At 72.7% G+C, this 24,940-nt stretch carries 18 protein-coding genes; 8 read left to right on the plus strand and 10 right to left on the minus strand.

Translation table 11 applies throughout. The features are described 5' to 3' along the window. Positions 1–12: 12 nt before the first annotated feature. Positions 13–1,992, minus strand: a complete 1,980-nt coding sequence (gene recQ / locus ACFWE1_RS05595; RefSeq protein ID WP_376932490.1) for a DNA helicase RecQ — start codon at positions 1,990–1,992, stop codon at positions 13–15. A 60-nt stretch (positions 1,993–2,052) separates the two neighbouring features. Then, positions 2,053–2,955: a MurR/RpiR family transcriptional regulator gene (locus ACFWE1_RS05600; RefSeq protein ID WP_376932491.1), complete on the minus strand. Its 903-nt coding sequence runs from the start codon at positions 2,953–2,955 to the stop codon at positions 2,053–2,055. Between the two features lie 83 nt (positions 2,956–3,038). Between ACFWE1_RS05600 and ACFWE1_RS05605 the strand changes: the two genes are divergently transcribed. Genes ACFWE1_RS05605 through ACFWE1_RS05630 form a run of 6 tightly spaced genes read left to right on the plus strand, consistent with a single transcriptional unit; the run spans position 3,039 to position 9,335 of the window. Further along, positions 3,039–4,235, plus strand: a complete 1,197-nt coding sequence (locus ACFWE1_RS05605; protein WP_376932492.1) for a C45 family autoproteolytic acyltransferase/hydolase — start codon at positions 3,039–3,041, stop codon at positions 4,233–4,235. Next, on the plus strand, positions 4,232–5,881 hold the full coding sequence (locus ACFWE1_RS05610) for an ABC transporter substrate-binding protein (RefSeq protein WP_376932493.1): 1,650 nt from the start codon (positions 4,232–4,234) through the stop codon (positions 5,879–5,881). The genes ACFWE1_RS05605 and ACFWE1_RS05610 overlap by 4 nt, the downstream gene beginning before the upstream one ends. Position 5,882: 1 nt before the next feature. Further along, positions 5,883–6,833, plus strand: coding sequence for an ABC transporter permease (locus tag ACFWE1_RS05615; protein WP_376932494.1), 951 nt, complete (start codon positions 5,883–5,885; stop codon positions 6,831–6,833). Continuing rightward, positions 6,830–7,684, plus strand: coding sequence for an ABC transporter permease (locus tag ACFWE1_RS05620; RefSeq protein ID WP_376932495.1), 855 nt, complete (start codon positions 6,830–6,832; stop codon positions 7,682–7,684). Before ACFWE1_RS05615 ends, ACFWE1_RS05620 begins: the two co-directional genes overlap by 4 nt. Continuing rightward, positions 7,681–8,466, plus strand: a complete 786-nt coding sequence (locus tag ACFWE1_RS05625) for an ABC transporter ATP-binding protein (RefSeq protein WP_376932496.1) — start codon at positions 7,681–7,683, stop codon at positions 8,464–8,466. Before ACFWE1_RS05620 ends, ACFWE1_RS05625 begins: the two co-directional genes overlap by 4 nt. 8 nt (positions 8,467–8,474) lie before the next feature. Next, complete coding sequence (locus ACFWE1_RS05630) at positions 8,475–9,335, plus strand: ATP-binding cassette domain-containing protein (RefSeq protein WP_376932497.1); 861 nt, start codon at positions 8,475–8,477, stop codon at positions 9,333–9,335. A gap of 9 nt (positions 9,336–9,344) precedes the next feature. Here the strand turns inward: ACFWE1_RS05630 and ACFWE1_RS05635 are convergent, their stop codons facing one another. Further along, on the minus strand, positions 9,345–13,355 hold the full coding sequence (locus tag ACFWE1_RS05635) for an ExeM/NucH family extracellular endonuclease (RefSeq protein WP_376932498.1): 4,011 nt from the start codon (positions 13,353–13,355) through the stop codon (positions 9,345–9,347). A 278-nt stretch (positions 13,356–13,633) separates the two neighbouring features. On the opposite strand from ACFWE1_RS05635, the gene ACFWE1_RS05640 reads away from it, so the two are divergent. Then, positions 13,634–14,602 (plus strand): GNAT family N-acetyltransferase, encoded by a 969-nt coding sequence (locus ACFWE1_RS05640; protein WP_376932499.1) that lies wholly within the window; start codon positions 13,634–13,636, stop codon positions 14,600–14,602. Positions 14,603–14,612: 10 nt separating this feature from the next. On the opposite strand, the gene ACFWE1_RS05645 is transcribed toward ACFWE1_RS05640, so the two are convergent. Continuing rightward, the gene (locus ACFWE1_RS05645) at positions 14,613–16,067 is read right to left on the minus strand and encodes a DUF222 domain-containing protein (RefSeq protein WP_376932500.1); all 1,455 of its coding nucleotides are present in this window, start codon (positions 16,065–16,067) and stop codon (positions 14,613–14,615) included. Positions 16,068–16,262: 195 nt separating this feature from the next. Beyond that, positions 16,263–18,743, minus strand: coding sequence for a DEAD/DEAH box helicase (locus ACFWE1_RS05650; RefSeq protein ID WP_376933071.1), 2,481 nt, complete (start codon positions 18,741–18,743; stop codon positions 16,263–16,265). Between the two features lie 379 nt (positions 18,744–19,122). Here ACFWE1_RS05650 and ACFWE1_RS05655 point away from each other — a divergent pair, with 379 nt between their 5' ends. Then, the gene (locus tag ACFWE1_RS05655) at positions 19,123–21,147 is read left to right on the plus strand and encodes a hypothetical protein (protein WP_376932501.1); all 2,025 of its coding nucleotides are present in this window, start codon (positions 19,123–19,125) and stop codon (positions 21,145–21,147) included. 3 nt (positions 21,148–21,150) lie between these two features. On the opposite strand, the gene ACFWE1_RS05660 is transcribed toward ACFWE1_RS05655, so the two are convergent. The 5 genes from ACFWE1_RS05660 to ACFWE1_RS05680 all read right to left on the minus strand — a co-directional run bounded on the left by ACFWE1_RS05660 (position 21,151) and on the right by ACFWE1_RS05680 (position 24,704). Beyond that, the gene (locus ACFWE1_RS05660) at positions 21,151–22,074 is read right to left on the minus strand and encodes an AEC family transporter (RefSeq protein WP_376932502.1); all 924 of its coding nucleotides are present in this window, start codon (positions 22,072–22,074) and stop codon (positions 21,151–21,153) included. Positions 22,075–22,109: 35 nt separating this feature from the next. Further along, positions 22,110–22,631, minus strand: a complete 522-nt coding sequence (locus ACFWE1_RS05665) for a DUF6328 family protein (RefSeq protein ID WP_376932503.1) — start codon at positions 22,629–22,631, stop codon at positions 22,110–22,112. Beyond that, positions 22,631–22,888 carry a hypothetical protein gene (locus tag ACFWE1_RS05670; RefSeq protein WP_376932504.1) on the minus strand — a complete coding sequence of 86 codons (258 nt, stop codon included), beginning with the start codon at positions 22,886–22,888 and terminating at the stop codon, positions 22,631–22,633. Before ACFWE1_RS05670 ends, ACFWE1_RS05665 begins: the two co-directional genes overlap by 1 nt. 70 nt (positions 22,889–22,958) lie before the next feature. Beyond that, positions 22,959–24,143, minus strand: a complete 1,185-nt coding sequence (locus ACFWE1_RS05675) for a YbdK family carboxylate-amine ligase (protein WP_376932505.1) — start codon at positions 24,141–24,143, stop codon at positions 22,959–22,961. Between the two features lie 153 nt (positions 24,144–24,296). Then, positions 24,297–24,704 (minus strand): hypothetical protein, encoded by a 408-nt coding sequence (locus tag ACFWE1_RS05680; protein WP_230763984.1) that lies wholly within the window; start codon positions 24,702–24,704, stop codon positions 24,297–24,299. Positions 24,705–24,940 lie beyond the last annotated feature (236 nt).

A 24,940-nucleotide genomic window follows, 5' to 3' on the forward strand; every position in this document is an offset into this window, starting at 1 on the left:
AGTCTCGCCTCGTCAGGCCGCTCGGACGACCTGGATGAGCCCCTCCCCGTACGCCTCGCGCTTCTTGGCGCCGATGCCCGTGATGCCGTCGAGCTCGGCGAGGCTGCCGGGCCGCGCGACGGCGACCGCCCGGAGCGTCGCGTCGCCGAACACGATGTACGCGGGCACGCCCTGCTCGCGCGCCACTCCGGCCCGCCAGGCGCGGAGCGCCTCGAACAGCTCCGCCTGCGCGGGCTCGAGATCGGCGGCTGCCGGGGCCGCGCGGCGTTCGCCGCGACTGCGGCCCGGGCGCTCGGGCTCGGTGCGGAACTGCACCTGACGGGTACCGGCGAGCACCTCGGCCGACGCCTCGCTCAGGCCGATCACGCCGTATTCGCCGACGGTCTGCGCGAGCCCCTGCGCGAGGAGCTGGCGCACCACGCCCCGCCACTGCTGCTCGCTGAGCTCCTGCCCGATGCCCCAGGTCGCGAGCGAGTCGTGGCCGTACTGCTCGACCCGCGGGGTGCGCTTGCCGCGCAGGATGTCGATGAGGTGCCCGGCGCCGTAGCGCTGACCGCGCTCGCGCTGCAGGCGCACCACGGTGGAGAGGAACTTCTGGGCGGCGACCGTGCCGTCCCAGGAGGCGGGCGGCTCGAGGCAGGTGTCGCAGTTGCGGCACGGCTCGCTCTGCTCGCCGAAGTAGGCGAGCAGGTTCTGGCGCCGGCACTGCACCGTCTCGCAGAGCGCGAGCATCGCGTCGAGGTGCGCGGCGAGGCGGCGCCGGTGGGCGAGGTCGCCCGGGCTCTCGTCGATCATGCGGCGCTGCTGCACGACGTCTTGCAGGCCGTAGGCGAGCCAGGTCGTGGACGGCAGCCCGTCGCGGCCCGCGCGGCCGGTCTCCTGGTAGTAGCCCTCGACGGACTTCGGCAGGTCGACGTGCGCGACGAAGCGCACATCGGGCTTGTCGATGCCCATGCCGAAGGCGATCGTCGCCACCACGACGACGCCGTCCTCGCGGAGGAAGCGGTCCTGCGTGCGGCGGCGCAGCTCGGGGTCGAGGCCCGCGTGGTACGGCATGGCGTCGACGCCGTTCGCCGCGAGGAAGGCGGCGATCTTCTCGGTGCTCGCCCGGCTCAGCGCGTAGACGATGCCCGCGACCGGGCGGCCGTCGGCGTCGACGCCCTCGGTGCGGACGAAGTCGAGCAGCTGCTTGCGCAGCTCGAGCTTGGGGGCGATGCGGTACTGGATGTTCGGCCGGTCGAAGCTCGCGACGAAGTGCTTCGCGTCGCCGAGCGAGAGCCGCTCGGTGATCTCGCGGTGCGTCGCCTCGGTCGCGGTGGCCGTGAGCGCGATGCGCGGCACCTCGGGCCAGCGCTCGGCGAGCTCGGCGAGGGCGAGGTAGTCGGGGCGGAAGTCGTGGCCCCACTGCGCGACGCAGTGCGCCTCGTCGATCGCGAAGAGCGAGATGCTGCCGCGCGCGAGGAAGCGCTTGGCGCCCTCGCTGTTCAGCCGCTCGGGGGCGATGTAGAGCAGGTCGAGCTCGCCCGCGAGGTAGGCCCGCTCGACCTCGGCGCGCTCGGCCGGCGCCTGGCTCGAGTTGAGGTAGGCGGCCCGGACGCCGTTGCGCAGGAGCGCGTCGACCTGGTCGTGCATGAGGGCGATGAGCGGCGAGACGACGACGCCGGTGCCCTCGCGCAGGAGCGCCGGGATCTGGTAGCAGAGGCTCTTGCCACCGCCGGTGGGCATGAGCACCACGGCGTCGCCGCCGCCCGCGAGCTGCTCGATGATCGCCGCCTGGTCGCCGCGAAAGTCGTCGTAGCCGAAGACGGTGCGCAGGGCCTCGAGCGCCGAGCCGAACTTCGCGGGCGCGGCACGGCCGTGCTGGGGCTGGCTGCGGTGCTGGGGCGGCGCCTCGGCCGGGGGCGGCGGGGCCCACTCGTCGTCGGGCGGGAGGAGCTCGTCGGGGTCCCAGGGGACCTCCTCGATCCCGTCGGGCGCGCCGTGCTGAGTCATCGCCCCGAGTCTACCGGCGGCCGCCGACGCCGCCCCGGGCCATCCACCGCCCGCGCGCGGTCAGTAGCCGAGGCGCGAGCGCAGCACGGTGAGCGCGTGCGAGGTCTCGACGGCGAGCTCGGGCGACATCGCCGAGACCACCTGCGCGAGCACGTCGCCGACGAGGATCGAGGCGAGCACCTCGGCGGTGAGACCGGTCGGGGTGTGCGGCGCGTGCAGCGAGACGGCGACCTTCGGCGCGAGCCGCTCGTGCAGCTCGTCGGTGACGAGGACGCACTGCGCGCCGACCTCCCGGCAGCGGCCGATGATCGTCTCGACCTCGGGGTTCACCCGGCCCGGGGCGAAGATGACGGCCACGTCGCCCGCGCGGAGCGGCAGCAGCCCGTCGGCGAGCCGGAACCCGTCGGCGTCGAGGTGCGTGGCCGCGCGGCCGGCACGGCCGAGCCGGAGCACGAGGTGGGCGGCGGCGATCGAGGAGGCGCCGACGCCGTAGCAGTAGATGCGCCCAGCTCGGGCGAGGAGCGAGGCCGCCGCGGTGACCTCCTCGACCTCGAGCGCGTGCCGGGCGAGCTCGAGCTGGTCGCTCGCCTCGTTCCAGACGCTGCCGACGATGCGCCCGACGTCCTCGCCCGCGCGGTCGAGTCGCTGCCGCACGCGCTCCTCGGGCGCGACCTCCTCGGTGAACGGGGCGGCGACCTGGCGCTTCACCTCGGCGAGCCCCGCGTAGCCGAGCTTCTGCAGGGTGCGGATGACGGTCGCGTTGCTCGTGCCGGTCTCGCTGCCGAGCTCGGCGGCGGTCGCGAAGAGGATGCGCTCGGCGGTGCTGCCGGCGAGGAGTCCGCTGACCGCGCGTTCCGCCTTGGACAGGCCGTCCCACGCGTCGCGGACGCGCGAGCGCAGCTCGATCACGCCAGGGTTGCGCGTATCACTTGTTACGAACTGCGGGTTGTGTGTATCGTTCATTCCGCGAGCATCCTAACTCGTAACACCCATTCCAAGACTGACGCCGGTGCCATGGTATCCGGCACGGGAGGACGACGCCGTCCATGACGAGCACCAGCATCCGCACCCTCGAGATCAGCGGCACCCCCGCCGAGCGGGGCCGCCAGTACGGCGAGGGGGCCGCCGATCTCATCGACGCGGCCGTCGCGTACTACGAGGAGGCGTTCGGGCAGCAGGCGGGGCTCGGCTGGGCCGAGGCCAGGCGCCGCGCCGCGGCCTGGGTGCCGCGCTGCACCGAGGCGGCGCCCGAGCTCGTCGCCGAGCTCGAGGGGATCGCCGCGGGCGCCGGCCGCGACCTGCTCGACCTCATGGTGCTCAACCTGCGCGGCGAGATCATCTACGACCAGGGCGGCACCCGCAGGGCCCCCGCCGAGGACCCCAGCGAGGAGCGCGACGCGAGCGACGGCTGCACCAGCTTCTCCCTCACCGCCGGCGCCTCCGGCGACGGCCACCAGTACGCCGGCCAGAACTGGGACTGGCGCACCGGCACGCGCGACACGGTCGTGATCGTGCGGGTCGTGCAGGACCCGCTGCCGACGCTCATCATGCAGCTCGAGGCCGGGCAGATCGGCCGGCACGGCGTGAACTCCGCCGGGCTCGCGCTCAACGCGAACGGCCTCGGCGGCCGCTTCGACGGCGCCGTCGGGCTGCCGCAGACCTTCATCCGCCGCATGACGCTGAACCAGAGCGAGCTGCCCGACGCGATCAACACGCTTGTGCGCACCCCGGCGCACATCGCGAGCAACGCGCTGCTCACGGACCGATCGGGCTTCTCGATCGACCTCGAGATCACGCCGAGCGGTGTCGACTGGGTCTACCCCGTCGACGGCCTCCTCGTGCACGGCAACCACTACCAGGCGCAGGTGCCGCCCCAGCTCGCGGGCCGCTACCGCCCGGTCTCGGCGGACTCGCTGTTCCGGGTGCCGCAGGCCCGGGCCGGACTCGAGCGCGTGCGGCACGCCGCCGACCGCGACGCCGCGCTCGCCGGCATCCACACCGCCATGAGCGACCACCTCGGCTACCCGGAGTCCGTGTGCACCCACCCGGACGAGCGGCGCCCCGCCGTGCGGCAGTGGTCGACGCTGCTGTCGAGCTGCGTCGACCTCACCACCGGCGACTACTTCGTCACCGCCGGCACGCCGTGCGACCACCCCTATGAGAAGCTCCCCTGGAACGCCTTCGACGGACCAGGGTCCCGCCACACCCCCGTTCACACCCCGCCAATGGAGGCCCACCGATGAACACCCCCTTCCCCCGACGCCGGCTCGCCGGCACCGCACTCGCGACCGGCGCCGCCGCGATCCTGCTGGCCGGCTGCACCGCCGCCGGGCCGTCGGCGAGTGAGGCGCCCGCCGTCGAGCTGCCGTTCGGCCCGACCACCCCCGCCGCGAGCGGTCCGGTCGACTCGGTCACCTGGATGCTCCCCTCGGAGCCGGCGACCTTCGACTTCGACATCGACAGCGGCGCCGCCGAGAACACGGTCTTCGCCAACGTCTGCGAGCGGCTGATGGCCGTGCAGCCCGACCTCACGACGGTGCCGCACCTGGCCGAGTCCGCCGAGTGGGTCGACGACACCCACGTCGTGTTCACCATCCGCGACGGCGTGACCTTCCACGACGGCAGCCCGATGACCGCGGCCGACGTGCTGTGGAGCATGCAGCGGCACGCCGCCGACGGCGCCGACGAGTCCGACGAGTACGCGAACGTGGTCTCGATGGAGCAGACCGGCGAGCGCGAGATCACCGTCACCATGGCGCAGCGCGACGCCATCTTCATCCAGGCCATGGCCGGCAACGGCGGCATGGTGCTGAACCCCCGGGTCGTCGAGGCCCAGGGCGACGCCTTCGGCTCGCCCGGGACGCCGGACGCCTGCACCGGCCCGTACACGCTCGGGGAGTGGAAGCCCGGCTCGAGCCTCACCATCGAGCGCGCGGCCGACTACTGGGACGACTCGCGCGAGGTGCTCGCCGGCGAGGTCGTGTTCCGCTGGGCCGACCAGTCCGCCGTGGTGAACGCGTTGACCGCGGGCGAGGCCGACGGCTCCTACCTCGACTCCCCCGCCTCGGCGATCCCGCTGCAGCAGGTCTCCGACGTCTCGCTCGCCCAGGGCCCCTCCACGAACGCGTGGGTACTGCTCGCCACCGAGCGCGGCCCGCTCGCCGACGAGCGCATCCGTCAGGCGCTCTCGCTCGCGATCGACCGCAGCGGCATCACGACCGCCGCGTTCGGCGGGCTCGCCCAGCCGTGGAAGACGCCCATCGGGCAGGGCGCCTGGGGCTACGAGACCGAGGCGTTCCAGGCTGCGTACGACGAGCTCGAGGGCGCCCCGGCGAGCCCCGGCGACGCCGATCTCGAGCGTGCCAAGGCGCTCGTCGCCGAGGCCGGTGCGCCCGACGAGCCGATCCTCGTCGCGAGCGACGGCGGCTCGGTGCGCAACGTCGTCTCGAACGCGCTCGTCGCCGCGGCGAAGCAGATCGGCCTGGACGCCGAGATCGTCACGGTGCCCTCGGCCCAGTACGGCGACTTCTACTCGGACGAGGCCGTGCGCGGCCAGGCCGACCTCTTCTCCGACGAGTACTACATCTCGAAGAACGACCCGGTCGGCTTCTACAAGAACGGCGCCTCGACCGCGACGGTCAACTTCGTCGGCTTCAGCGACCCCGACTACGACGCGCTCGTGAAGGAGGCCTTCGCCGCGACCGACGACGCCGAGCGCGCGGAGCTCGCCATCGAGCTGCAGCGCCGCTGGGTCGAGGCCACGCCGTGGATCTCGATCGCGCAGAGCCCCTCGACGGTCGCCCTGCGCGCGGAGCTCACCGGCGTCCCAGCATCGGCCGCGTACCTGTACTACCCGTGGGCCGCCGACCTCGGAACGACCGAGGGCTGACGTGCTCGCAGCCCTGAGGCGGGTCGCGGGCATGGCCCTGACGCTGGTGGTGGCCTCGTTCATCATCTTCGCGGCCATGTACGCGGCCCCCGGGGACCCGGTGACCTTCCTCATCGGCAACCCCGAGAACCTGACGCCGGAGCGGATCGCCGCCGTCCGCGCCGAGTACCACCTCGACCAACCGCTGTTCGTGCAGTACTGGCTGTGGCTGAGCGGCGTGTTCGGCGGCGACCTCGGCACCTCGTTCCAGTACCACCAGCCCGTCGCCGGCATCATGGCGAGCCGGCTGCCCGCGACGCTCGGCCTCGTGGCCTACGCGGCCGTGCTCTTCACGGTCGTGGGCATCGGGCTCGGCGTGTGGGCGGCGGTGCGCCGGGGCCGCGCAGCGGACTCCGCGATCGTCGGCGCCACCACGCTCGCCGCATCGTTCCCCTCCTTCGTGATCGGCATCGTGCTCGTGTCGGTCTTCTCCGTGCAGCTCGGCTGGTTCCCGGTCGCCGGAGCGGGCGACGGCTTCGTGGACGGCATCCGCCATCTCACCCTGCCGGCGATCGCGCTCTCGATCGGCTCCCTCGCCATCGTCAGCCGCGTGACGCGGCAGTCGATGGTGGAGCAGTTCGATTCGGAACACGTCGAGGCCGCGTGCGCGACCGGCATGGCCGGCGGGATGGTCGTCGTGCGGCACGTGCTGCGCAACGCCTGGGGACCGATCGTGACCATGGTCGCCCTCGTGATCGCGAGCATGCTCGCCGGCACCGTCGTGGTCGAGAGCGTCTTCGGCATCAGCGGCATCGGCTCGCTGCTCGTCGACGCGATCAACTCCCACGACTTCCCCGTCGTGCAGGCGGTGCTGCTCTACATGGTCGTCGCCTACATGGTCGTGACGACCATCGTCGACCTGCTGCTGCCGCTGCTCGACCCTCGCATCGGAACCCGGGTGAAGACCTCATGACCACCACCGCCACCGGCGCGCTGCTGCGCCGCGACGGCCTCGCCAGGCGCCGCGACCCGCTGTACGCGGTGTCGCTCGCCTTCCTCGGCCTCGTCGTGCTCGTCGCGGCCGTCGGCCCGCTCGTCGCGCCGTACCCGCCCGACGCCATCGACTTCACCGCCATCTGGGGCTCGCCGAGCCCAGCGCATCTGCTCGGCACCGACCAGCTGGGCCGCGACCTCTTCTCGCGGCTCCTGCTCGGCACTCGGGAGAGCCTGATCGGGCCGCTCGCGCTGCTCGCCGGGGCGACCGTCATCGGCGTCGCCATCGGCCTCGTCGCCGCGTGGAACGGCGGCTGGGTCGACGTGCTGCTCGCGCGCATCACCGACGTGATGTTCGCGTTCCCCGGTCTGCTGTTCGTCGTGCTCGTGATCGCCGTGTTCGGCAAGGGGCCGTGGACGGCCGTCGTCGCCCTCGCACTCGCCTACGCCCCGGTGATCGCGAAGTTCACCCGGAGCATCGCACTCTCCGAGCTCGCCCGCCCGTACGTCGACGCGTACCGCGTGCAGGGCGCCTCCGCGGTGCACATCGCGGTGCGGCGCGTGCTGCCGAACATGACCCCGGCGCTGCTCGGCTACCTCGTCGTGCTCTTCGGCGAGGGACTGATGAGCCTCGCGACGCTCAGCTACCTCGGCTTCGGCGCGCAGCCGCCGAGCTCGGAATGGGGTCTCATGGTGCAGGAGGGGCAGGACGGCATCGTGCTCGGGCACTTCGCGCCGACCCTCGTGCCCGGCCTCGCGATCGCCGCGGTCGTCGTGGCCGTGAACATCGTGGGCGTGCGACTGTCCGAACGGCTGGGGGCCCGCGCATGACCGCCGAGCTGCTCACGATCGAGGGCCTGGACCTCGCCTACGGGCCGGCGGCCATCCTGCACGACGTCTCCCTGACGGTGGCGCCGGGCGAGACGGTCGGGCTCGTCGGCGAGTCGGGCTCGGGCAAGTCGAGCACGGTGCGCGCCGCCCTGCGGCTGCTGCCGCCGACGGCCAGCGTGCAGGGCCGGGTGCGGATCGCCGGCCGCGACGTGTTCGGCGCGGACGACGCCGAGCTCCGACGCATCCGAGCCGAGGAGGTCGGCTTCATCCAGCAGGACCCGCGCGGCGCCCTGAACCCCGTGCGCCGCATCGGCGACTCGCTCGCCGAACGGCTCGTGAAGGTGCACGGGATGCCGCGGGCCGAGGCGCGCCGCATCGGGGTGGAGCTGCTCGGCGCGGTCGGCATCACCCGTCCGGAGCACCGCCTGCGGCAGTTCCCGCACGAGCTCTCGGGCGGGATGCTGCAGCGCGTCGTCATCGCGGCGGCGCTCACGACCCGGCCGCGGCTGATCCTCGCCGACGAGGCGACGAGCGCGCTCGACGTGACCACGCAGGCCGAGGTGCTCGCGATCCTCCGCGATCAGCAGCGGGAGCGCGAGCTCGGCATGCTGTTCATCACGCACGACCTGCACCTCGCCGCGGCGTTCTGCGACCGGGTGCTCGTGATGCTGCGCGGAGCGGTCGTCGAGGAGCTCGGAGGCGCCGAGCTGTTCACCGGGGCCACCCACCCGTACACCCGTTCGCTGCTGCAGGCGGCGCCCGAGCTCGAGGAGCGCCGATGAGCGCGTCGATGTCTACGCCCGCGACTGCGTCGGGGCCCGCGCCGGCCCTCGTGGAGGCCGCGGGCCTGCGTCGGGAGTTCCGGATGCCGAAGGGCCAGGACCCGGTCGTCGCCGCGAACGACGTGTCGTTCCGGATCGCCGCGGGCGAGGTGCTCGGCCTCGTCGGCGAGTCCGGGTCCGGCAAGTCGACGATCGCCCGGATGCTGGTCGGACTCGAGCGGGCGGATGCCGGGTCGCTGCGGATCGCGGGAGCGGATCGCTTCGCCCCTGCCCGCGGCCGCGCGGCCCGGCTGGCCCGGGCCCGGCAGGCGCAGATGGTGTTCCAGGACCCGTACGGCTCGCTCGACCGACGGCTGAGCGTGCAGCAGACCCTGGTCGCCGCGATGCGGCTGCACGGCTTGGCCGGCCGCGAGGGCGCCCGACGCCGTGCCGGCGAGCTCCTCGACCGCGTGCGGCTCACCGAGGAGCAGGGCGCGCTCCGACCGCATCAGCTGAGCGGCGGTCAACGGCAGCGAGTGGCCATCGCCCGCGCGCTCGCGGTGTCGCCGACGCTGCTGGTGCTCGACGAGGCGGTCTCCGCCCTCGACGTCTCGGTGCAGGCGCAGATCCTCGAGCTCGTCGACGAGATCCGGCGGGAGGCGGGCATCGCGGTGCTGTTCGTCAGCCACGATCTCGCCGTCGTCGACGAGATCGCCGACCGCGTGCTCGTGCTCTACCGTGGCGACGTGGTCGAGGAGGGGCCGGCGTCCGCGGTGTTCCGCGCGCCGGAGCACCCCTACACCCGCCTGCTCGTCTCGTCCGTCCCCGGGCCGGGCTGGGATCCGCACGAGGTCATCGCGCGGCGCCGGGAGTTCGACGCCGCGCGATGACGCGCCTCGCTAGTAGGCGAGCACCGGCACCTTGAAGGAGCGCGAGCTCTCGTAGCCGTCGCCGGTGAACGAGGCCTGCAGCACGTGCAGGCCGCGGCCGAGCTTCGGCAGCTTCACGTCGACCCGGCCGCGGTCCTTCGCGGTGATCTCGACCGTGGCGATGACCGTCTGGCCGTCGCTGATCGTGACGGTGCCCGCCGGACGGCTGCCGTCGCCGGTCACGACGAGGCCGACCCAGCGGATCGTCGAGTTCGACTTGAACAGCAGCTTCGAGGGCAGTCCGACGATCGCCGTGTCGACGAGGTCGGGGGCCGCCTGCACCGTGATCGGCACCGTGACGCTCGTGCCGGTGGCGGCGACGGCGATCGTGAGCGACTGCGCGCCCTCGATGCCCTCGGGGATGACGATGTCGACGGTCGCGCGACCGCCTTCGTCGCTCGTCGGCACGACCGTGCGGTCGACCGCGGCCGTGCCGAGCACGGTGCCGCCGAGGGACACGGTGACCTCGCCCGCCGCGGGCTCGCTCGTCGAGAAGTCGAGCGAGCTGAGCTTCAGGCTGAGCGCCTCGCCCGGAGCGTAGGCCTGCCCGTCGGCCGGGGCCGGCAGCACGAGACCGACCGAGCGCTGCGCCGCATCCGGCGTCGCCGTGCCGTTCGCCGCGAACCAGTCGACCATGGACTGCAGGTCGACGCGGCCGGTGTCGGCCTTGTTCGTGCCCTTGCCGAGGGTGAAGAAGTTGTCTCCGCCCGAGGCGAGGAACGAGTTCGCCACCACCCGGTACGTCGCCGCCGGGTCGATCGCCGTGCCGTTCAGCGTCACCTGGGTGACGCGGGAACCGGCCGCGGCGCTCGGGTCGTAGACGACCTGGAGCTCCTTGTTGACGCCGAGCTTCAGGAACGGCCGCGACGAGCCGGCGGGCTGCCACTGCTCCTCGAGCACCTGCTTCACCTGCTCGCCCGTGAGGTCGAGCGTCACCAGCGTGTTCGCGAACGGCTGCACGCCGGCCGCCTCCTTGTAGGTGAGGTTGCCGTCGGGGTCCTCGGCGCTCGTGCCCTTGTAGACGAGGTCGGTGCGCAGGCCGCCGGGGTTCATGAAGGCGATGTCGGCCTTGGCGTCCTGCTTCGCCGCCCACAGCTGCACGTCGGCGACGAAGTTGCCGAGCGTCGACTCGCCGCCGCGGTTCTCGACGAGCGTCGGGTTGCCCTGGGCGTCGGTGCCGGGCTGGCGGGCCCGGTTGAAGTCGCCCGTGATGTCGCCGACCTTCTGCTTGCCGAGCTGGTCGGCGACCTTCTTGGCCTCGTCGACGATCGACTGCACCGCCGGCACCGCCGGGTAGAGCGGGGTCGTGCCGTTCATGAGGGGCTTCAGCTCGTTCGAGATCGAGAGCAGCTCCTTCGTGACCGGGTCGACCTGCAGCTTCATCAGCCCGAAGCGCTCGCCGTACTGACCGGCCGAGACGACCGGACGGCCGTCGACGACGTGGTTGTACGGGAGGTGGGTGTGCGCCGAGACGATGGCCGCCACCGAGGGGTCGACGCCCTGGACGATCTTCGCGAACGCCGAACCGTCGCTGAGGCTCGCGATGTCCGTCGTCGTCGCGCCCTCGTGCACGAGCAGCACGAGCACGTCGGCCTCGCCGTTGGCGGGGTCGCCGTCCTTCAGCTGCTCGGCGACCGCGTTGACGGAGTCGACGACGCCGCGCACCTCGAGGTCGGCGATGCCGGCCGGGCTGACGAGCGAGTCGAGCTCCTCGGTGACCGCGCCGATGAAGCCGACGGTCACGCCGTCGAGCGTCTCGGTGTAGTACGGCGCGAGCGCCGTGTCGTCGCTGCCCTTCAGGAACACGTTCGACGAGATGTACTCCCAGTCGGCCCGGCTCTGCACACGGTCGCGCAGGTCTTCCCAGCCCTGGTCGAACTCGTGGTTGCCCGCCGCGCTCACGTCGAGGCCCGCCGCGTTCAGCGCGTCGATCGTGGGGTTGTCGTCCTGGATGAAGGAGGTGAACGTCGAGGCGCCGATGAGGTCGCCCGCCGCCGCGAAGATCGTGTTCGGGTTCTCCTTGCGCACCTGCTCGACGGCACCGGCGAGGACCGCGGCTCCCGCAGCCGGCGCCGACTGCTCGATGCGACCGTGGAAGTCGTTGATCGTCACGATGTCGATGTCCACCGGGGCGACCTCGGCCGAGAGGCCGAGCACGATCGGGTCGTGGTCGCTCGAGCGGTAGGGCGTGCCGGCCTCGGTCGCGCCGAAGGCGTAGCCGCGGTCGCCCCACTCGGGCGAGTTGATGTTCCACACCCCGACGCCGGTGACGTCGGACGCGACCGAGGGGCTCGCCAGCACGTGGTCGAGCGAGCCGAGCTCGCCGTTGAACGAGTAGGTGAACTGCTCGGTCTGGGACGGCACGAGGTCGGTCCAGCCGGCGCCGGTGAAGACGTCGATCGGGTCCTCGTGGGCGTAGGAGTTGAAGTCGCCGATGAGGAACATCGCGTCACTGCCGGATGCCTCGGCCACCGTGTCGGTGAAGGCGAGGAGCGACTCCGCCTGCTCGACGCGCTCGGCGTTGAAGAAGCCCTGGCCGTCGGCCGGCTCGGGCGGGTTGCCCGAGGGCGGGCTCTTCGACTTGAAGTGGTTCGCGACCACCGAGAACACCTTGCCGCTGTCGAGGCGGAACGCCTGGGCGATCGGCTCGCGGGCGAGGTCCCACACCGTCTCGTCGACGACCGTGAGGCTGTCGCCGACCGGGCTCACGAGGTCGTTGCGGTAGATGATCGCGCTCGTGATGAAGTCGGTGATCGCGGCGTCGTGCAGCGCGGCCGGGGTCGGCACGTACGACCAGACGTCGGCGCCCGCCGCCTCGTTGAGACCGGCCACGAGGTCGGCCAGCGCCTCATCGGGCGCCTCGCCGAGCTTGACCGAGTTCTCGATCTCCTGCAGCGCGACGACGTCGGCGCCGAGGCCGGAGATCGCCGCGACGATCTTCGACTTCTGGATCGCGAACTCCTCGGCGTCGGCCGCGCCGCGCGCCTGCGAGTTCACCGAGGTGAAGGTCGTGAAGTAGTTGTAGACGTTGAACGCGCCGACCTGCACGTCGCCGCCGACCTCGGGGGCCGTCTCGGGGCGCGGGTTCAGCGACTCGAAGGTGGGCTTCAGCGAGGCGTCGCTCGTCGAGTCGATCGGTGTCGTCGGCTGGAGGCGCCACTCGTTGAAGCCGTAGCCGAGCACGTAGCCGGTGTCGGGGAAGACGACGCGGTCGCCGTTGCGCACGACGGTGTCGGCCGTGAAGTACGGCTGGTCGTTCGGGTGCGCGGAGTTGTCGACGCGCGTCGACCAGCCGTCGTCGAGCAGGAGCCGCGAGTCGCGGTTCGCCTGCGCGATCGTCGCGTTGGCGGGGTCTGCGGCATCGACCTGCTCGGTGCTCTTGACCGGGAGTTCGTCGCCGGCGTTCAGCCAGAGCTCGCCGAAGCTGTAGAGGGAGTGGCTCGAGACGAGGCGGTACTCGCCGCTCGGGGCGACGTACATGCCCTCGTACGCCTCGCGAGCGGCGCCGCGCACGTCGTCGGGCAGCGGGGTCGCCTCCGGGACGCCGACCCCGGTCTGCACGAGCTGGACGGCGGCGGCGTTCGCGACCGAGATCTGCGTCTGCCCGCTGAACTCGTTCGGCTTGCCGGTGACGCGCACGAGGTCGCCGATCGCGCCGGGCGTCGTCGCGGCGGCGTTGCCGAGGTACACGAAGACGGCGTCCGACGCCCCGGGCGTCGCATCGTCGACGCCGCCGGACCCCTGCGTCTGGATGTAGATGCCGCGATAGCCACCGGTGCGGTGATCGGCGGTGATCACGCCCTCGACGGTGACGTCGGCGTTCGAGGGCAGCGGGGTGGCGGCGCCAGTCCCCTGCACCTCGGCGATGGTATGCGTGACCTCGGCCGCCTGAGCCGGTGTCGCGGCGAGCAGGCCGGTGGCGAGCGTGCCGACGGCGACGACCGCGACGGCCGGCCACCTGCGGATGGTGCGGCGTTGCATGAGTTCTCCCTCCGAGTCGCCCCCACTCGGGGGACGCACTGCTGCAGAGCTTAGGAGCGCCCGACGACGCTGCCAAGAGGCGATCCGCCCCCGGCTTCCCTGATTTCACGCGGTGCACCCAGTGATTTCACGTCTCGTTCACGCCCGGGCGCGCAAATGAGCGGTGACCCCCGGACGGGGCGCTCGGATGCGCAGCCGCTCGCCAGTGTGCCGCCGGGGCCAAGCCCGCTGCTCGGACAGTCAACCGCCGCCGACGGCGCCGACCCTACGCTGACCGGATGGACCACGACGACCGGCTCCGGGCGCTCGACCCCGCGCTCGCCGCATCCGAACCGATCGATCCGACCGGGCCGGACGCCCTCTCGGCCACGGTCGGAGCCGGGTCGGCAGAGGCGCTCGCCCGATTCAGCAGCCTTGAAGCCGACTCGCCGGATGCGGTCTGGGGCGCGTTGCGGCAGCACTCGCTCGAGCTGCGCAGCTCCGGTCCCGACGCTGAGCGCACCGCGGCCGTCGAGCAGGTGCTCGACGCCTGGTTGGCGCGCATCGCCTCGTCGGAGGTACCGGGCGACTTCGACAGCAGTGCCAGGATCTCGCTGCCGACCAGGGACATCGCCCTCGTGAACGCGCTCTACGCCCGAGGCTTCGGGCCGACGGGCGTGCGCGCGGTGCGCTTCCGCCCGCGAGCGGACACCCCGGAGCCGCCGCGCCTGCCCCAGTCGCTCGACGGGGCGCTCGTGCGGCTCGCGACGCTCGACGACGCGGAGCGCCTCGGCGAGCTGGACGCCCGGCTGCTCACTCTGGACGCGCACTTCGCCGGGGTCACGATGCGCGAGAACGCCGGCACCGGATTCGCCGCCGCGTACCGGGACCGGCTGCGTCGAGCGCCGGACACCACCTGGGTGCTCGAGCGCGACGGCGAGGTGACCGGGTTCATCCACGTCGTGCCCGACGCCGACTCGCCGGAACCCGACTCGCGCCTGCTGTCGGATCAGGGCGGCCAGTATCTCGTGGTGATGTACCTCGACGAGGCCGAGCGCGGCGCCGGCCTGGGGGCTGCCTTCCTGCAGCTGGCCCATGACGCCCTGGACGCGGCCGGGACGCCCTACATCGTGCTCAGCTACGCGGTCGCGAACCCTCGCTCGGGGCCGTTCTGGTCGCGGAACGGCTACCGCCCGATCGTGACCGAATGGCAGCGCCGTCCCGCGATCTTCGCGCCGATCCCTGGCCCGGCCGCGCACACGGAGTAGCCCACGCATCTCACGCCACCGCCGATGCACGCCTCGACCGGCGGTGACTGAACGCAGGCACCATCGCACGGTTGCCTGGTCTTGGTCTCTGTTGGGGGTCGAGGTGGGCGGGTGGGGTGAACCAGCTGTGTCCGTCGCGGATGCGGATGGTCCAGCCGTCGTCGTGCACCCGATGGTGGTGGTGACTGCAGAGGAGGATGCCGTTGTCGAGGTCGGTAGGGCCTTCGTCGCGGTTCCACCAGGCGATGTGGTGCGCTTCAGTGTGGCTCGGCGGGCGCATGCATTCGGGCCAGGCGCATCCGCCGTCACGCTCGGCGAGGGCGAGTTTCTGCGCGGGGGTGAAGAGCCGTGCGGAGCGGCCGAGCTTGAGGGGCAGTTCCCCTCGACCGATCAGCATGGGCGAGATGCCCGCCGAGCTGATGAGCTCTCGGACCGTCTCCAGCGAGACCGGCTGCTCAATGCCGTCGATGGATGCGGCGCCCCGCCCGGCGGCGAGGGCTTCAGCGTCGGCGCGGACGACGACGGTCACGGCGCGGAGCGTGGGGACCTCGGTGCAGCCGAGGGTGTGGCGGGCGAGGTCGGTGAGCGCATCGGCGTTCAGTTGGGCGATCGTGCGGGTCTCTGCCGTCACCCGGTCGCCCTCCGATCCCGTCGCGGTTGGCCGAGCAGCATGGCCGCCGCGGGTGGCGTCGCGGGCGCGGTGCAGCTCGGCGCTGACGAGCGCGTCGATCGCGGACTTCACGAGGGCGCCGTTGACCGGGTCGAATGCGCCGCGCACGTTGACCATGCCCGCCTGGTCTTGCCAGATGCGCAGCCCCCGCCTGGCCCGGAGTTCGTCTTCGCGGGGTTTGACGCCATCGGGATCGAGCCGCGCTTCGAGGCGTTTCACGAGGAGCCCCAGCCCGTCGACCCCGACCGCGGGGGCGCGTTCGACGAGGAACGCCTCGGACGCGGCGAGCTCCTCGAGGTCGGCCCGCACTTCGACCCGGTCGAGGAAGCGCCGGATCACGTCAGCCGCGTCGATGCCCACGACACCGTCGTGCAGCGCCCGCGCGAGCGCGGGTCGTTTCGGCGGCAACGGCTCGGCGGTGAAGGAGGAGCGGGATGCCGTGGCGCGGCCGACCGCGACGAGCCGGACGGCGTCGACGTAGCGGCCAGCAGTGAGCTGGGCGATCAACCGCTCGGGTGTGGTGCAGCCACGGGCCTTCGCGAGGTCGTCACCGGCGATACCGCTGCACCGGTCATCGAGCTCAGCCGCCAGCCGCACCTGCAGCGCCTCCGCGACCCGGGAAAGCCCCGCGATCGCCTCGATCACCCGCACCAAGCCATCGTCGCTCATCGCCCGCACATCGGCCTCGGGATGCGAGCTCGGGCGGGTCAGGGCCCCCTGCCACACCGTCTCGACAGCAGCAGCAGCCGCGCTGAACGCGGCGAGTGCGACCGAAGCTGTGCTGGAATCCGTCATGCCTCCATGATCCCAAACCAGCCGCGAGATTCGAAGCTGTATTCGACAATAGCGCCACTTCGAGAGCGCGCGATTCTGCATCACGCCACTTCGAGATCGATGCGTGTGCGCCCTGCCCGTGGGTCGTGTGGACTGTGCGGGGAACGGCAAGCCGCGATGCACGCCCAGTCAAGGCTGCACCGCCAGGCCGCAGTGCTACAGCCGCACGAGCGCCACGCCGGTGAGCACGGCGGTGCCGGCCTCGGCCGAGGCTTCGAGGTCGATCACCGCGCGAATCCGCCAGTCGTGGTGGCCCGCGGGGTCGTCCACGGTCTGCTCGGCGCGCCAGATTCCGGTCGAGGCATCCGATTCGTCGATCGTCACGAGTCGAGGCGAGCGCGCGGCGGGTCCGGTGCCGATGGCATCGTGCTCGGCGTAGTAGGCGTCGAGGGCGTCCGGCCAGCCGGCGTCGGGGTCGAGCTCGACGAGCTCCTCCTCGCGATCGAGGGCGGCGAGCTGCACGCGCCGGAACAGCTCGTTCCGCACCAGCACGGTGAACGCCCGCCGGTTCGTGACGACCGAGGGCGGCGCGGGCGGCACCACGGGCGCCTCGTCCTCGGGCAGGTGCGCGGCCGGATCGACGAGCTCGGCCCACTCGTCCACGAGGCTCGAGTCGACCTGGCGCACGAGCTCGCCGAGCCACTCGATGAGGTCGAGGAGCTCCTCGTTCTTCGCCTCCTCCGGCACGGTCTGCCGGATGGCTCGGAATGCGTCCGAGAGGTACCGCAGCACGAGGCCCTCGCTCCGGGCGAGCTGGTACAGCGCGACGTATTCCCCGAACGACATGCTGCGCTCGAACATGTCCCGCACCACGGTCTTCGGCCGCAGCTCGAAGTCGCGCACCCACGGCTGGCTCGCCGCGAAGCGCTCGAAGGCGTGCGAGAGCAGCTCCTCGAGCGGCTTCGGCCAGGTCACGTCCTCGAGCCGGGCCATCCGCTCCTCGTACTCGATGCCCTCCTGCTTCATCGCCGCGACCGCCTCGCCGCGCGCGCGGAACTCTTGCTGCGAGAGGATCGGCCGGGGGTCATCGAGCGTCGACTCGATGATCGAGACCACGTCGAGCGCGTAGTGGCCGGTGCCCTGCTCGCTCGTCTCGGGGTCGAGCAGTTCGATCGCGGCGAGCGCGAACGGCGAGAGCGGCTGGTTCAGGGCGAAGTTCGGCTGCAGCTCCACCTCGAGGCGGATCTCGACTCCGAGGGCGGTCCCGTCGGGATCCGGCGAGAGCGTCACGACGCCCGCGTCCCGCAGGGTGCGCAGGATGCCGAGGGCGCGACGGGCGAGCTCGAAGCGCCGGGCCCGGGGCTGGTGGTTGTCGAAGACGAGCGCGGCGACGTTGGCGGCGACGTCGCCGCCGCGGGCGATGACGTTGATGAGCATCGCGGCGGTGAGCTGCAGCTGCGGCACGAGCGGCTCGGGCTGCGCGGCGACGAGCCGTTCGAAGGCCCCCTCGCCCCAGCTGATCTGCCCGGCCGGCGGCTTCTTGCGCACGACCTTCTTGAGCTTCTTCGGATCGTCGCCGGCCTTGCGCACGGCCTGCTCGTTCTCGATCTCGTGCTCGGGTGCGAGCACCACCACGGTGCCGGCGGTGTCGTAACCGGCTCGTCCGGCGCGGCCGGCGATCTGGTGGAACTCCCGGGCGCTCAGGTGCCGCATGCGCTGGCCGTCGTACTTGGCGAGCGCGGTGATGAGCACGCTGCGGATGGGCACGTTGATGCCGACCCCGAGCGTGTCGGTGCCGCAGATGACGCGCAGCAGGCCGCGCTGGGCGAGGGTCTCGACGAGGCGGCGATAGCGCGGAAGCATCCCGGCGTGGTGCACGCCGATGCCCGAGCGCACGAGCCGCGACAGCGTCTTGCCGAAGCTCGTCGTGAAGCGGAAGCCGCCGATCGCCTCGGCGATCTCGTCCCGCTGCTCACGCGTCACGACGCGGATCGACGACAGCGCCTGGGCCCGCTCCATCGCCTGGGCCTGCGAGAAGTGCACGATGTAGACGGGCGCCTGCCGCGTCTCGAGCAGTTCCTCGACGGTCTCCTGCACGGGTGTCTTCGCGTACGAGAAGCTGAGCGGCACCGGGCGCTCGACCCCGGTGACCTCGGCGGTCGTCCGGCCGGTGCGCGCCGACAGGTCCTCGGCGATCGCCGTGACGTCGCCGAGCGTCGCCGACATGAGCACGAACTGCGCCTTCGTGAGCAGCAGCAGCGGCACCTGCCACGCCCAGCCGCGCTCGGGGTCGCCGTAGTAGTGGAACTCGTCCATCACGACCTGGTCGACATCGGCATCGGCGCCGCGCCGGAGCGCGAGGTTCGCGAGGATCTCCGCCGTGCAGCACACGATCGGCGCGTCGGCGTTCACCGAGCTGTCGCCGGTGACCATGCCGACGTTCGCCGCGCCGAACACCTCGACGAGCTGGAAGAACTTCTCGGAGACGAGCGCCTTGATCGGGGCCGTGTAGTAGCTGCGCCCGCCCTTCGCGACCGCGGTCGCGTGCGCCGCGACCGCGACGAGGGACTTGCCGGTCCCGGTCGGCGTGGAGAGGATGACGTTCGCGCCGGACACGATCTCGATCACCGCTTCGTCCTGCGCGGGGTAGAGCGCGAAGCCCCGGGACTCGGCCCACCCGACGAAGGCGTCGTACATCCCGTCCGCGTCGTAGGGCCGCGGGACGAGGTCGAGGAGCGCGTCGGTCACCCGTCGAGTCTGTCACGGCGACCGGCGGCCGGACGGCGCTGCCCCGTCCCGGCTTGGCCCCCTCCGTGCCGGAACGGGGGAGCCGGCCCATGACCGCGGTTCGGGTCGCGATCGGGCCGGCTCTCAGCGGACGCGCCCGCCGGAATCAGTTCCCCCTGCAGTCACGGCGAGCCGCGGTCCAGTGCCCACGCTAGAGCGGGCCTGGAACGCGCCGCCTCAGTGGTGACCCTGAAGTCACCCCGGAGCGGGCGCCAGGGACGTCGCGCTTGCCGGCCCCTCCGCCGCGCCAGTAGCGTTCGCTCAGCCGCCCGCCCGAGAGGAGACCGCGATGCTCATCGCCGAGGACGCCGGCCGCGAGTCGGCCACGACTCCGGAGCCCGGCGCGTTCGACAGCGCCCTCGTCGTCGTGCACGGCATGGGCAGTGCGTACACGAGCCAGATCCTGCTCGAATGGGCCGAGCCGCTCCTCGAACGGATGGACTGGATCGCCCGCGACCGCATCATCGGCGGCCGCGACGAGCACGGCGTGACGATCGTCGACTCCGAGCTGACCGGGGACGTGCCGATCGTCACGGCGACGGTCGCGTTCCCGACCCGGGGTACGGGCCGGGTCGTGGACGGCGCGGTGGTGGATGCCGAGACCACCCTGCGCCGCATCGCGATCGTCGAGGCGCGCTGGTCGGAGTCCTTCGTGCCCATGTCGCGCGCGCAGGTGTTCCGCTGGGCGGTGCCGTTCATGTGGCGCGCGCTCACCCGCATGCTCGGGCTGTTCCGGCAGACCCTCGTGATGCTGCCCTGGCTGACCCTCGTCGAGCACCAGCGCCCGCCACACGAGCGGCTGCTGCTCGGCCGCACGCTCACCGCGATCGTCGACGTCGTCCGCGTCGCGGTGCTCACCGTGGTGTTCGTGGCGGTCTGGCTCGGGGTCGTGCTGCTCGGGGTCGTGCTGACCCCGGTCCTGCCGCTGCTCAGCCCGCTGCTGCTGATCCCCTGGTTCAAGCAGCTCGCCCAGGGCGTGCTCGATGCACTGGTCGGCTCGATCGGCGACGTGGCGGCGTGGAAGGAACGGCCGGTGCGCGCCTCCGCGATGCGGCTCGTCGTGCGGGACGCCCTCGCGAGGGCCCGCGAACTCGTCGGCGACGACGGGGAGGTGCACCTGTTCGCCCATTCGCAGGGCGCCGCGGTGTCGACGTTCGCGCTCTTCGAGGAACTCGACCCCGCCGCGTTCAACGTGCGCCGGCTGACCACCGTCGGCGCGGCCGTCGTGCTGCTCGGTCGCGAGAACTGGCGCGGCCGCAGCGATCGCTACGCGCCCGTCGCGAACTGGGTCGGCGCCTCGCCTGCGCATCCGGTCGCCTGGGCGAACCACTGGGCCGTCTGGGACCCGTTCTCCGCTGGGCCGATCGCCGACACCCGGCGGGCGGCGCGCGAGCGCTGGCGCGCCGCGTACTTCCCCCGGTCCGGCGACGCCGCGCTCGGCCCCGAGGAGCACGCGGTGCACAACACGAGCCAGCCGTTCCTCGACCACAGCGAGTACTCCCGCAACATCGTCCAGGTCGTGGATCCGACCGCCCGGCACCTGCTCGGTCCGGCGCTCGCCGCCCGGCCCGCCGAGGTGGAGTACCTCGAGAACCGGCTCGCCGTGATCGACAAGAAGTCGCTCGGCACCAACCTGCTCGCGGCCCTCGTCACGGCCGCGATCCTGCCCGGGCTGCCCGCGGCATCCGCTGCCTTCGCGTGGCTCGTCCAGGCCGTCGCCCTCGCGGTCGGCGCCGTCGCCGGGGTCTTCACGGGCGCGCCGGCGAGCGACGCTGCGGCCTCGGTCGCCTGGCTCGTCGACGACGGCCGGCTGACGGACTGGGGATGGCTCATCGCGGCCGCCCTCGTCGCGGCGCTGCTGATCTGGCTGAACCAGCTGCTGAACGGCCTCACCCAGCGCTCGCTCGTCTGGCAGCGCTGCCCCATGGAGGCGCGGCGCTGGCTCGTGCTGACCGCGCTCCCCCGCGTCGGCTACGTGGCGGCCGCCGCAATCACCGTCTGGTGCGCGATCGCCGCGTGGACGACGCCGCCGCTGCCCGCGGCGGCGCTGTGGGCGTGGGGCCTCGGCATCGGGCTCGTCGCCGCCTTCGTGATCGCCGAGCCGCGCTTCGCACCCTCGCCCGTCGTCGTTGCCGCCCGCCGCGTCGGCCCGGGCGCAGGCGCGACCGCCGAGCTGCCGCCGCCGATGACGATCGGCCGGGCGCTCGCGAGCTCCGCCTACCGGGACGAGCTCGCCGCACGCCGCCGCCTGCTCGCCCCGGCTACGGCGTGGTCGCGGTTCTGGGCCCGCGTGCTGCACGGCTGGCGGGGCTGACGCTCAGGTGCCGAGCAGCAGCGCGATGACGGTGAGCACCGGCACCGCGCCCACGGTGGTCACGAAGATGGTGTCGCGCGCGAGCACCTCCGCGGTCTCGTAGCGCTGCGCGTAGTTGAAGACGTTCTGCGCCGTCGGCAGCGCCGCGAGCACGGTGACCGCGTAGAGCGAGGCGTCGTCGAGCCCGAAGACGAAGCGGCCGAGCGCCCACGCCACGACGGGCATCGCGAGGAGCTTCAGCCCGGCGGCGATGAACACCTCGACCCGCCCGCCGCCCGGTGCGAGCAGCCGGCGGCCGTGCAGCGACATCCCGTAGGAGATGAGCATGAGCGGCACGGCCGCGTGCCCGATGAGCTCGATCGGGTCGAGCACGATCGGCGGCAGCTCGATCCCGCTGACGGCGACGAGCACCCCCGCGAGCGACCCGACGATGATCGGGTTCGTGAGGGTGCCCCGCACGATCGCGGCGACCGAGGTGCGCTGCTCGACGACGGCCCCGAGCACCGCGAGGGCGACCGGGGCGAAGAGCAGGAGCTGCAGCAGCACGATCGGCACCGAGAGCGCCGCGTCGCCGAGCATGTACACCGCGATCGGGATGCCGATGTTGTTGCCGTTGACGTAGCCGGAGGCGAGCGAGCCGATCACCGTGTCGGCGAGCCGGCGGCGGAGCAGCAGCATCGACACGAGGCCGAACAGCAGCATCATCGTCGCGGCCGCGATCGCCGAGACGGGCAGCAGGGTCGAGAACAACTGCTGCACGTTCGCGGTCGAGAGCACCGAGAACAGCAGGAAGGGCGCGAGCACGTTGAAGGTGAGCTTCGCGAGCACCGGCCGCGCCTCGGGCCCGAACAGGCCCGAGCGGGCGGTGATCCAGCCGACGACGACCGCGAGCGCGATGACGACGAAGCCGGTGAGCACGCCGATCATACGGCCGGTCCGGTCGGGTCATCCACACGCCGAGCCTACGGGTCGAGGCGTGCGCGCCATCCCGTCCACGTCATGATCGACCAGAAGCCGATGACGACGACCGCCGCGATGCAGAGCGCGAGCACGCCGATCTCGCGGCCCGCGGCCACATCGAAGATGAGCCCCGTGACGCCGGCCGCGATGAAGGAGACGACCGCGATCTGCGCGATCAGCAGCCGGTTCGCCGTGCGCACGAGGCGCTGCTTCGCGTGCTGCCGGAACAGCGCGCGATGCAACATCACGGGCGCGAGGCCCAGGAGCGTCGCGAGGCCCGCGGCGACGACCAGGCAGAGGTAGAGGGTGTGGGCGTAGGGGTCGAGCTCTTCGAAGCGCGGCTGGAAGGCGACCGCGAGCAGGAACCCGGAGAGGATCTGCGTGCCCGTCTGCACCGCGCGGAGCTCCTGCAGCAGCTCGTTCCAGTTGCGGTCGTACCGCTCGGTGGCGGTCTCGATCCGACCGTCGGCGGGGTCGGCGTCGGCGTCGGGGCCGGCTCCGGCGCCCGTCGGGTGCGCCGTCATCACTCCCAGGCCGCGGTGTGCGTCCAGCCGGCGAGGTAGGCGCGCTCGTTCTCGCTCAGTCGCACGTAGTCGCGCATCGGGAAGCGCTCGAGCTCGCAGAGCTCGTAGATCCGGCGGACGACGGCGCGGCGCAGCGGGGCACTCGGATGCTCCAGGATCTCGCGCTGCAGGGTGGGCTCCAGCATCGGCCACCAGATGCCGATGGGCGGAAGCATGGCGCGTCTTTCGCCGATGGACTGCGGTGCCTCGATGGTCATGGCGGCTCCCCTTGTTCCCCGATGTGGTGTTCCCCGAGCCGAGCGCGACGCCGCCCTCGGCAGAATGAAGCTACTCCACCGCCGCCTCGGCGGCACCGGGCTTGACCCCTTCGGCGGCCGGTGCTAGCCCGGAGGTGCGGAGCGGCCCGCGGTGGGCGGCGACGGCGGCGCCGAGCCCGGCGAGCCCGCCGGACGCGTACGCCCGGCGCTGCCGCTCGGCTCCCGAACCGCGGGCGAGGAGCGAGCGGACGTCGCGCGCCACCGATCCCGGCGAGCCGCACCAGTCGAGCGCCCACTCCACGAGCGCACCGACCGGGGCGACCCCCTCGCCGAGCGGGTGCGGCACGCGTGCGGCGTGCCCGTCGCGCGCCGCCGTCCAGACCGCCGTATTGAGTACGTCGGCGTCGATCGCCGGCGGCGGCTGCGGCATCCGCATCATCCGCGCCGCGACGAGCCGGACGAAGCCGCAGATCGCGACCGTGTCCCGCACCTCGAGCTGCGCGTCACCGAAGCGCAGCTCGATCGTGGGCAGGTGGTGCGAGAGGCGCACCGTCCAGGTGACGAGGGCCGCGTCGTCGTCGCCGACGGCGGCGAGCACTTGCGTGCGGCGCCGCGTGTAGTCCGCGAAGTCGTCGAACGGCGCAGGTACGCCGATCGAGATCCAGCGGCGCAGGAGGATCGTGCGCCAGCTGGCGAAGCCGGTGTCCCGACCTCGCCAGAACGGCGAGTTGGCGGAGAGCGCGGTCAGCAGCGGCACCCAGCCGCGCAGGCGGTTCAGCGCCTCGATCCGCTGCTCGGGGTCGTCGTAGCCGAGGTGGACGTGCATGCCGCAGACCTGGTGGTCGTCGAGGAGGCCCCGGATGTCGGCCGCGATCCGTCGGTACCTGGCGCCGTCGGCGGGCTCCGGGGAGTCCGCCTCGTGCAGCAGCGTGCCGCTCGAGGCGACCCCGAGGCCGAGGCCGGCGGCCGCGGCGGCGAGCTCGCGCCGGGCGCGCAGCAGGAGGGGGGCCGCCGCCCTCGCGTCGTCGCAGACCGGGGTGGCGTACTCCAGTTGGTGCGCCAGGAACTCCCCCTCGATGCGTGGGGATCCGGGAAGCCGCACCTCGTCCAGCCGCTCGCGGACCGCTGCGGCGGCATCCGCGGGCTCGAGGGTGCGCGGCACGACGAGCGCGAACTCCTCCTCGATGCCGAGCCGCGGCGCCGGGGGCGCCGTCCACGCGGAAGCCTCCGTGGGCGCTGGGTCGAACCCGGTCATCGGCGACTCCGTTCGGTCACGGGAGTCGCAGCGATGGACCCCCACCGTCCGGTCTACCCCGCTTCCGCCCTCGCCGCACGGGCTTGACGGCGTGCGTGCGGCATGCGATCGCGCGCGCTCAGACGAGCGGGCCGGCTCAGAGCCCGCGCGGTCTCACGCGGGCATCGCGAACCGCGTCGCCGACCAGGCCGGGGTGACGCGGCTCACCGCCAGCGCCCCGTAGCCCGCGTCGCGCATGACCCCGCGCACCGCCTCCGCGCCGGGCGCCGGGCCCTGCACGCCGCCGTGCACCACCCAGACCGGGGCGACCACGCCGCACTCACGGAGCCATCCCGGCAGGCCGTGCAGCGATCGCTCGTCGTCGACGACCGCGACGACCACATCGGCCTCCCAGGGGACGACCCTGGGCGAGTCGGCGAGCGCGTCGACGAGGGAATCCACGGGGAGTCGGCCGAGCACGGACACCGAGGCATCCTCTGCGACGTCGAACTCGCCGGGCGGCGGAGGCGGCGCTCCGACGAGGCGCACCGCCGATCGCTCCGCGTTCGAGTCCCACCCCATCGCAACCCTCCCCGGGACATGATGACCCCGTCGGGGGCGGCGCGCAATGCCCTGAGCGAGGTTGGTCGCCGGGTGACGCGAACGGGGGTGCCGGACGCCCCTGAAGCGGAGACGACTGCGCCGCTGGGGACCCCCCCCGGGGCCCCACGGCGGCTCTCCCCCCTCTTCCACTACCCCCCCTTCCCCGAGGGGGGTGATCTTCGTTGGGACGCCCTCCCCCCCCCCTTCGACCACCC

Origin of the sequence: Agromyces sp. NPDC060279 (assembly GCF_042726785.1) — a bacterium.
In the GTDB taxonomy this organism is placed as follows: Bacteria; Actinomycetota; Actinomycetes; order Actinomycetales; family Microbacteriaceae; genus Agromyces.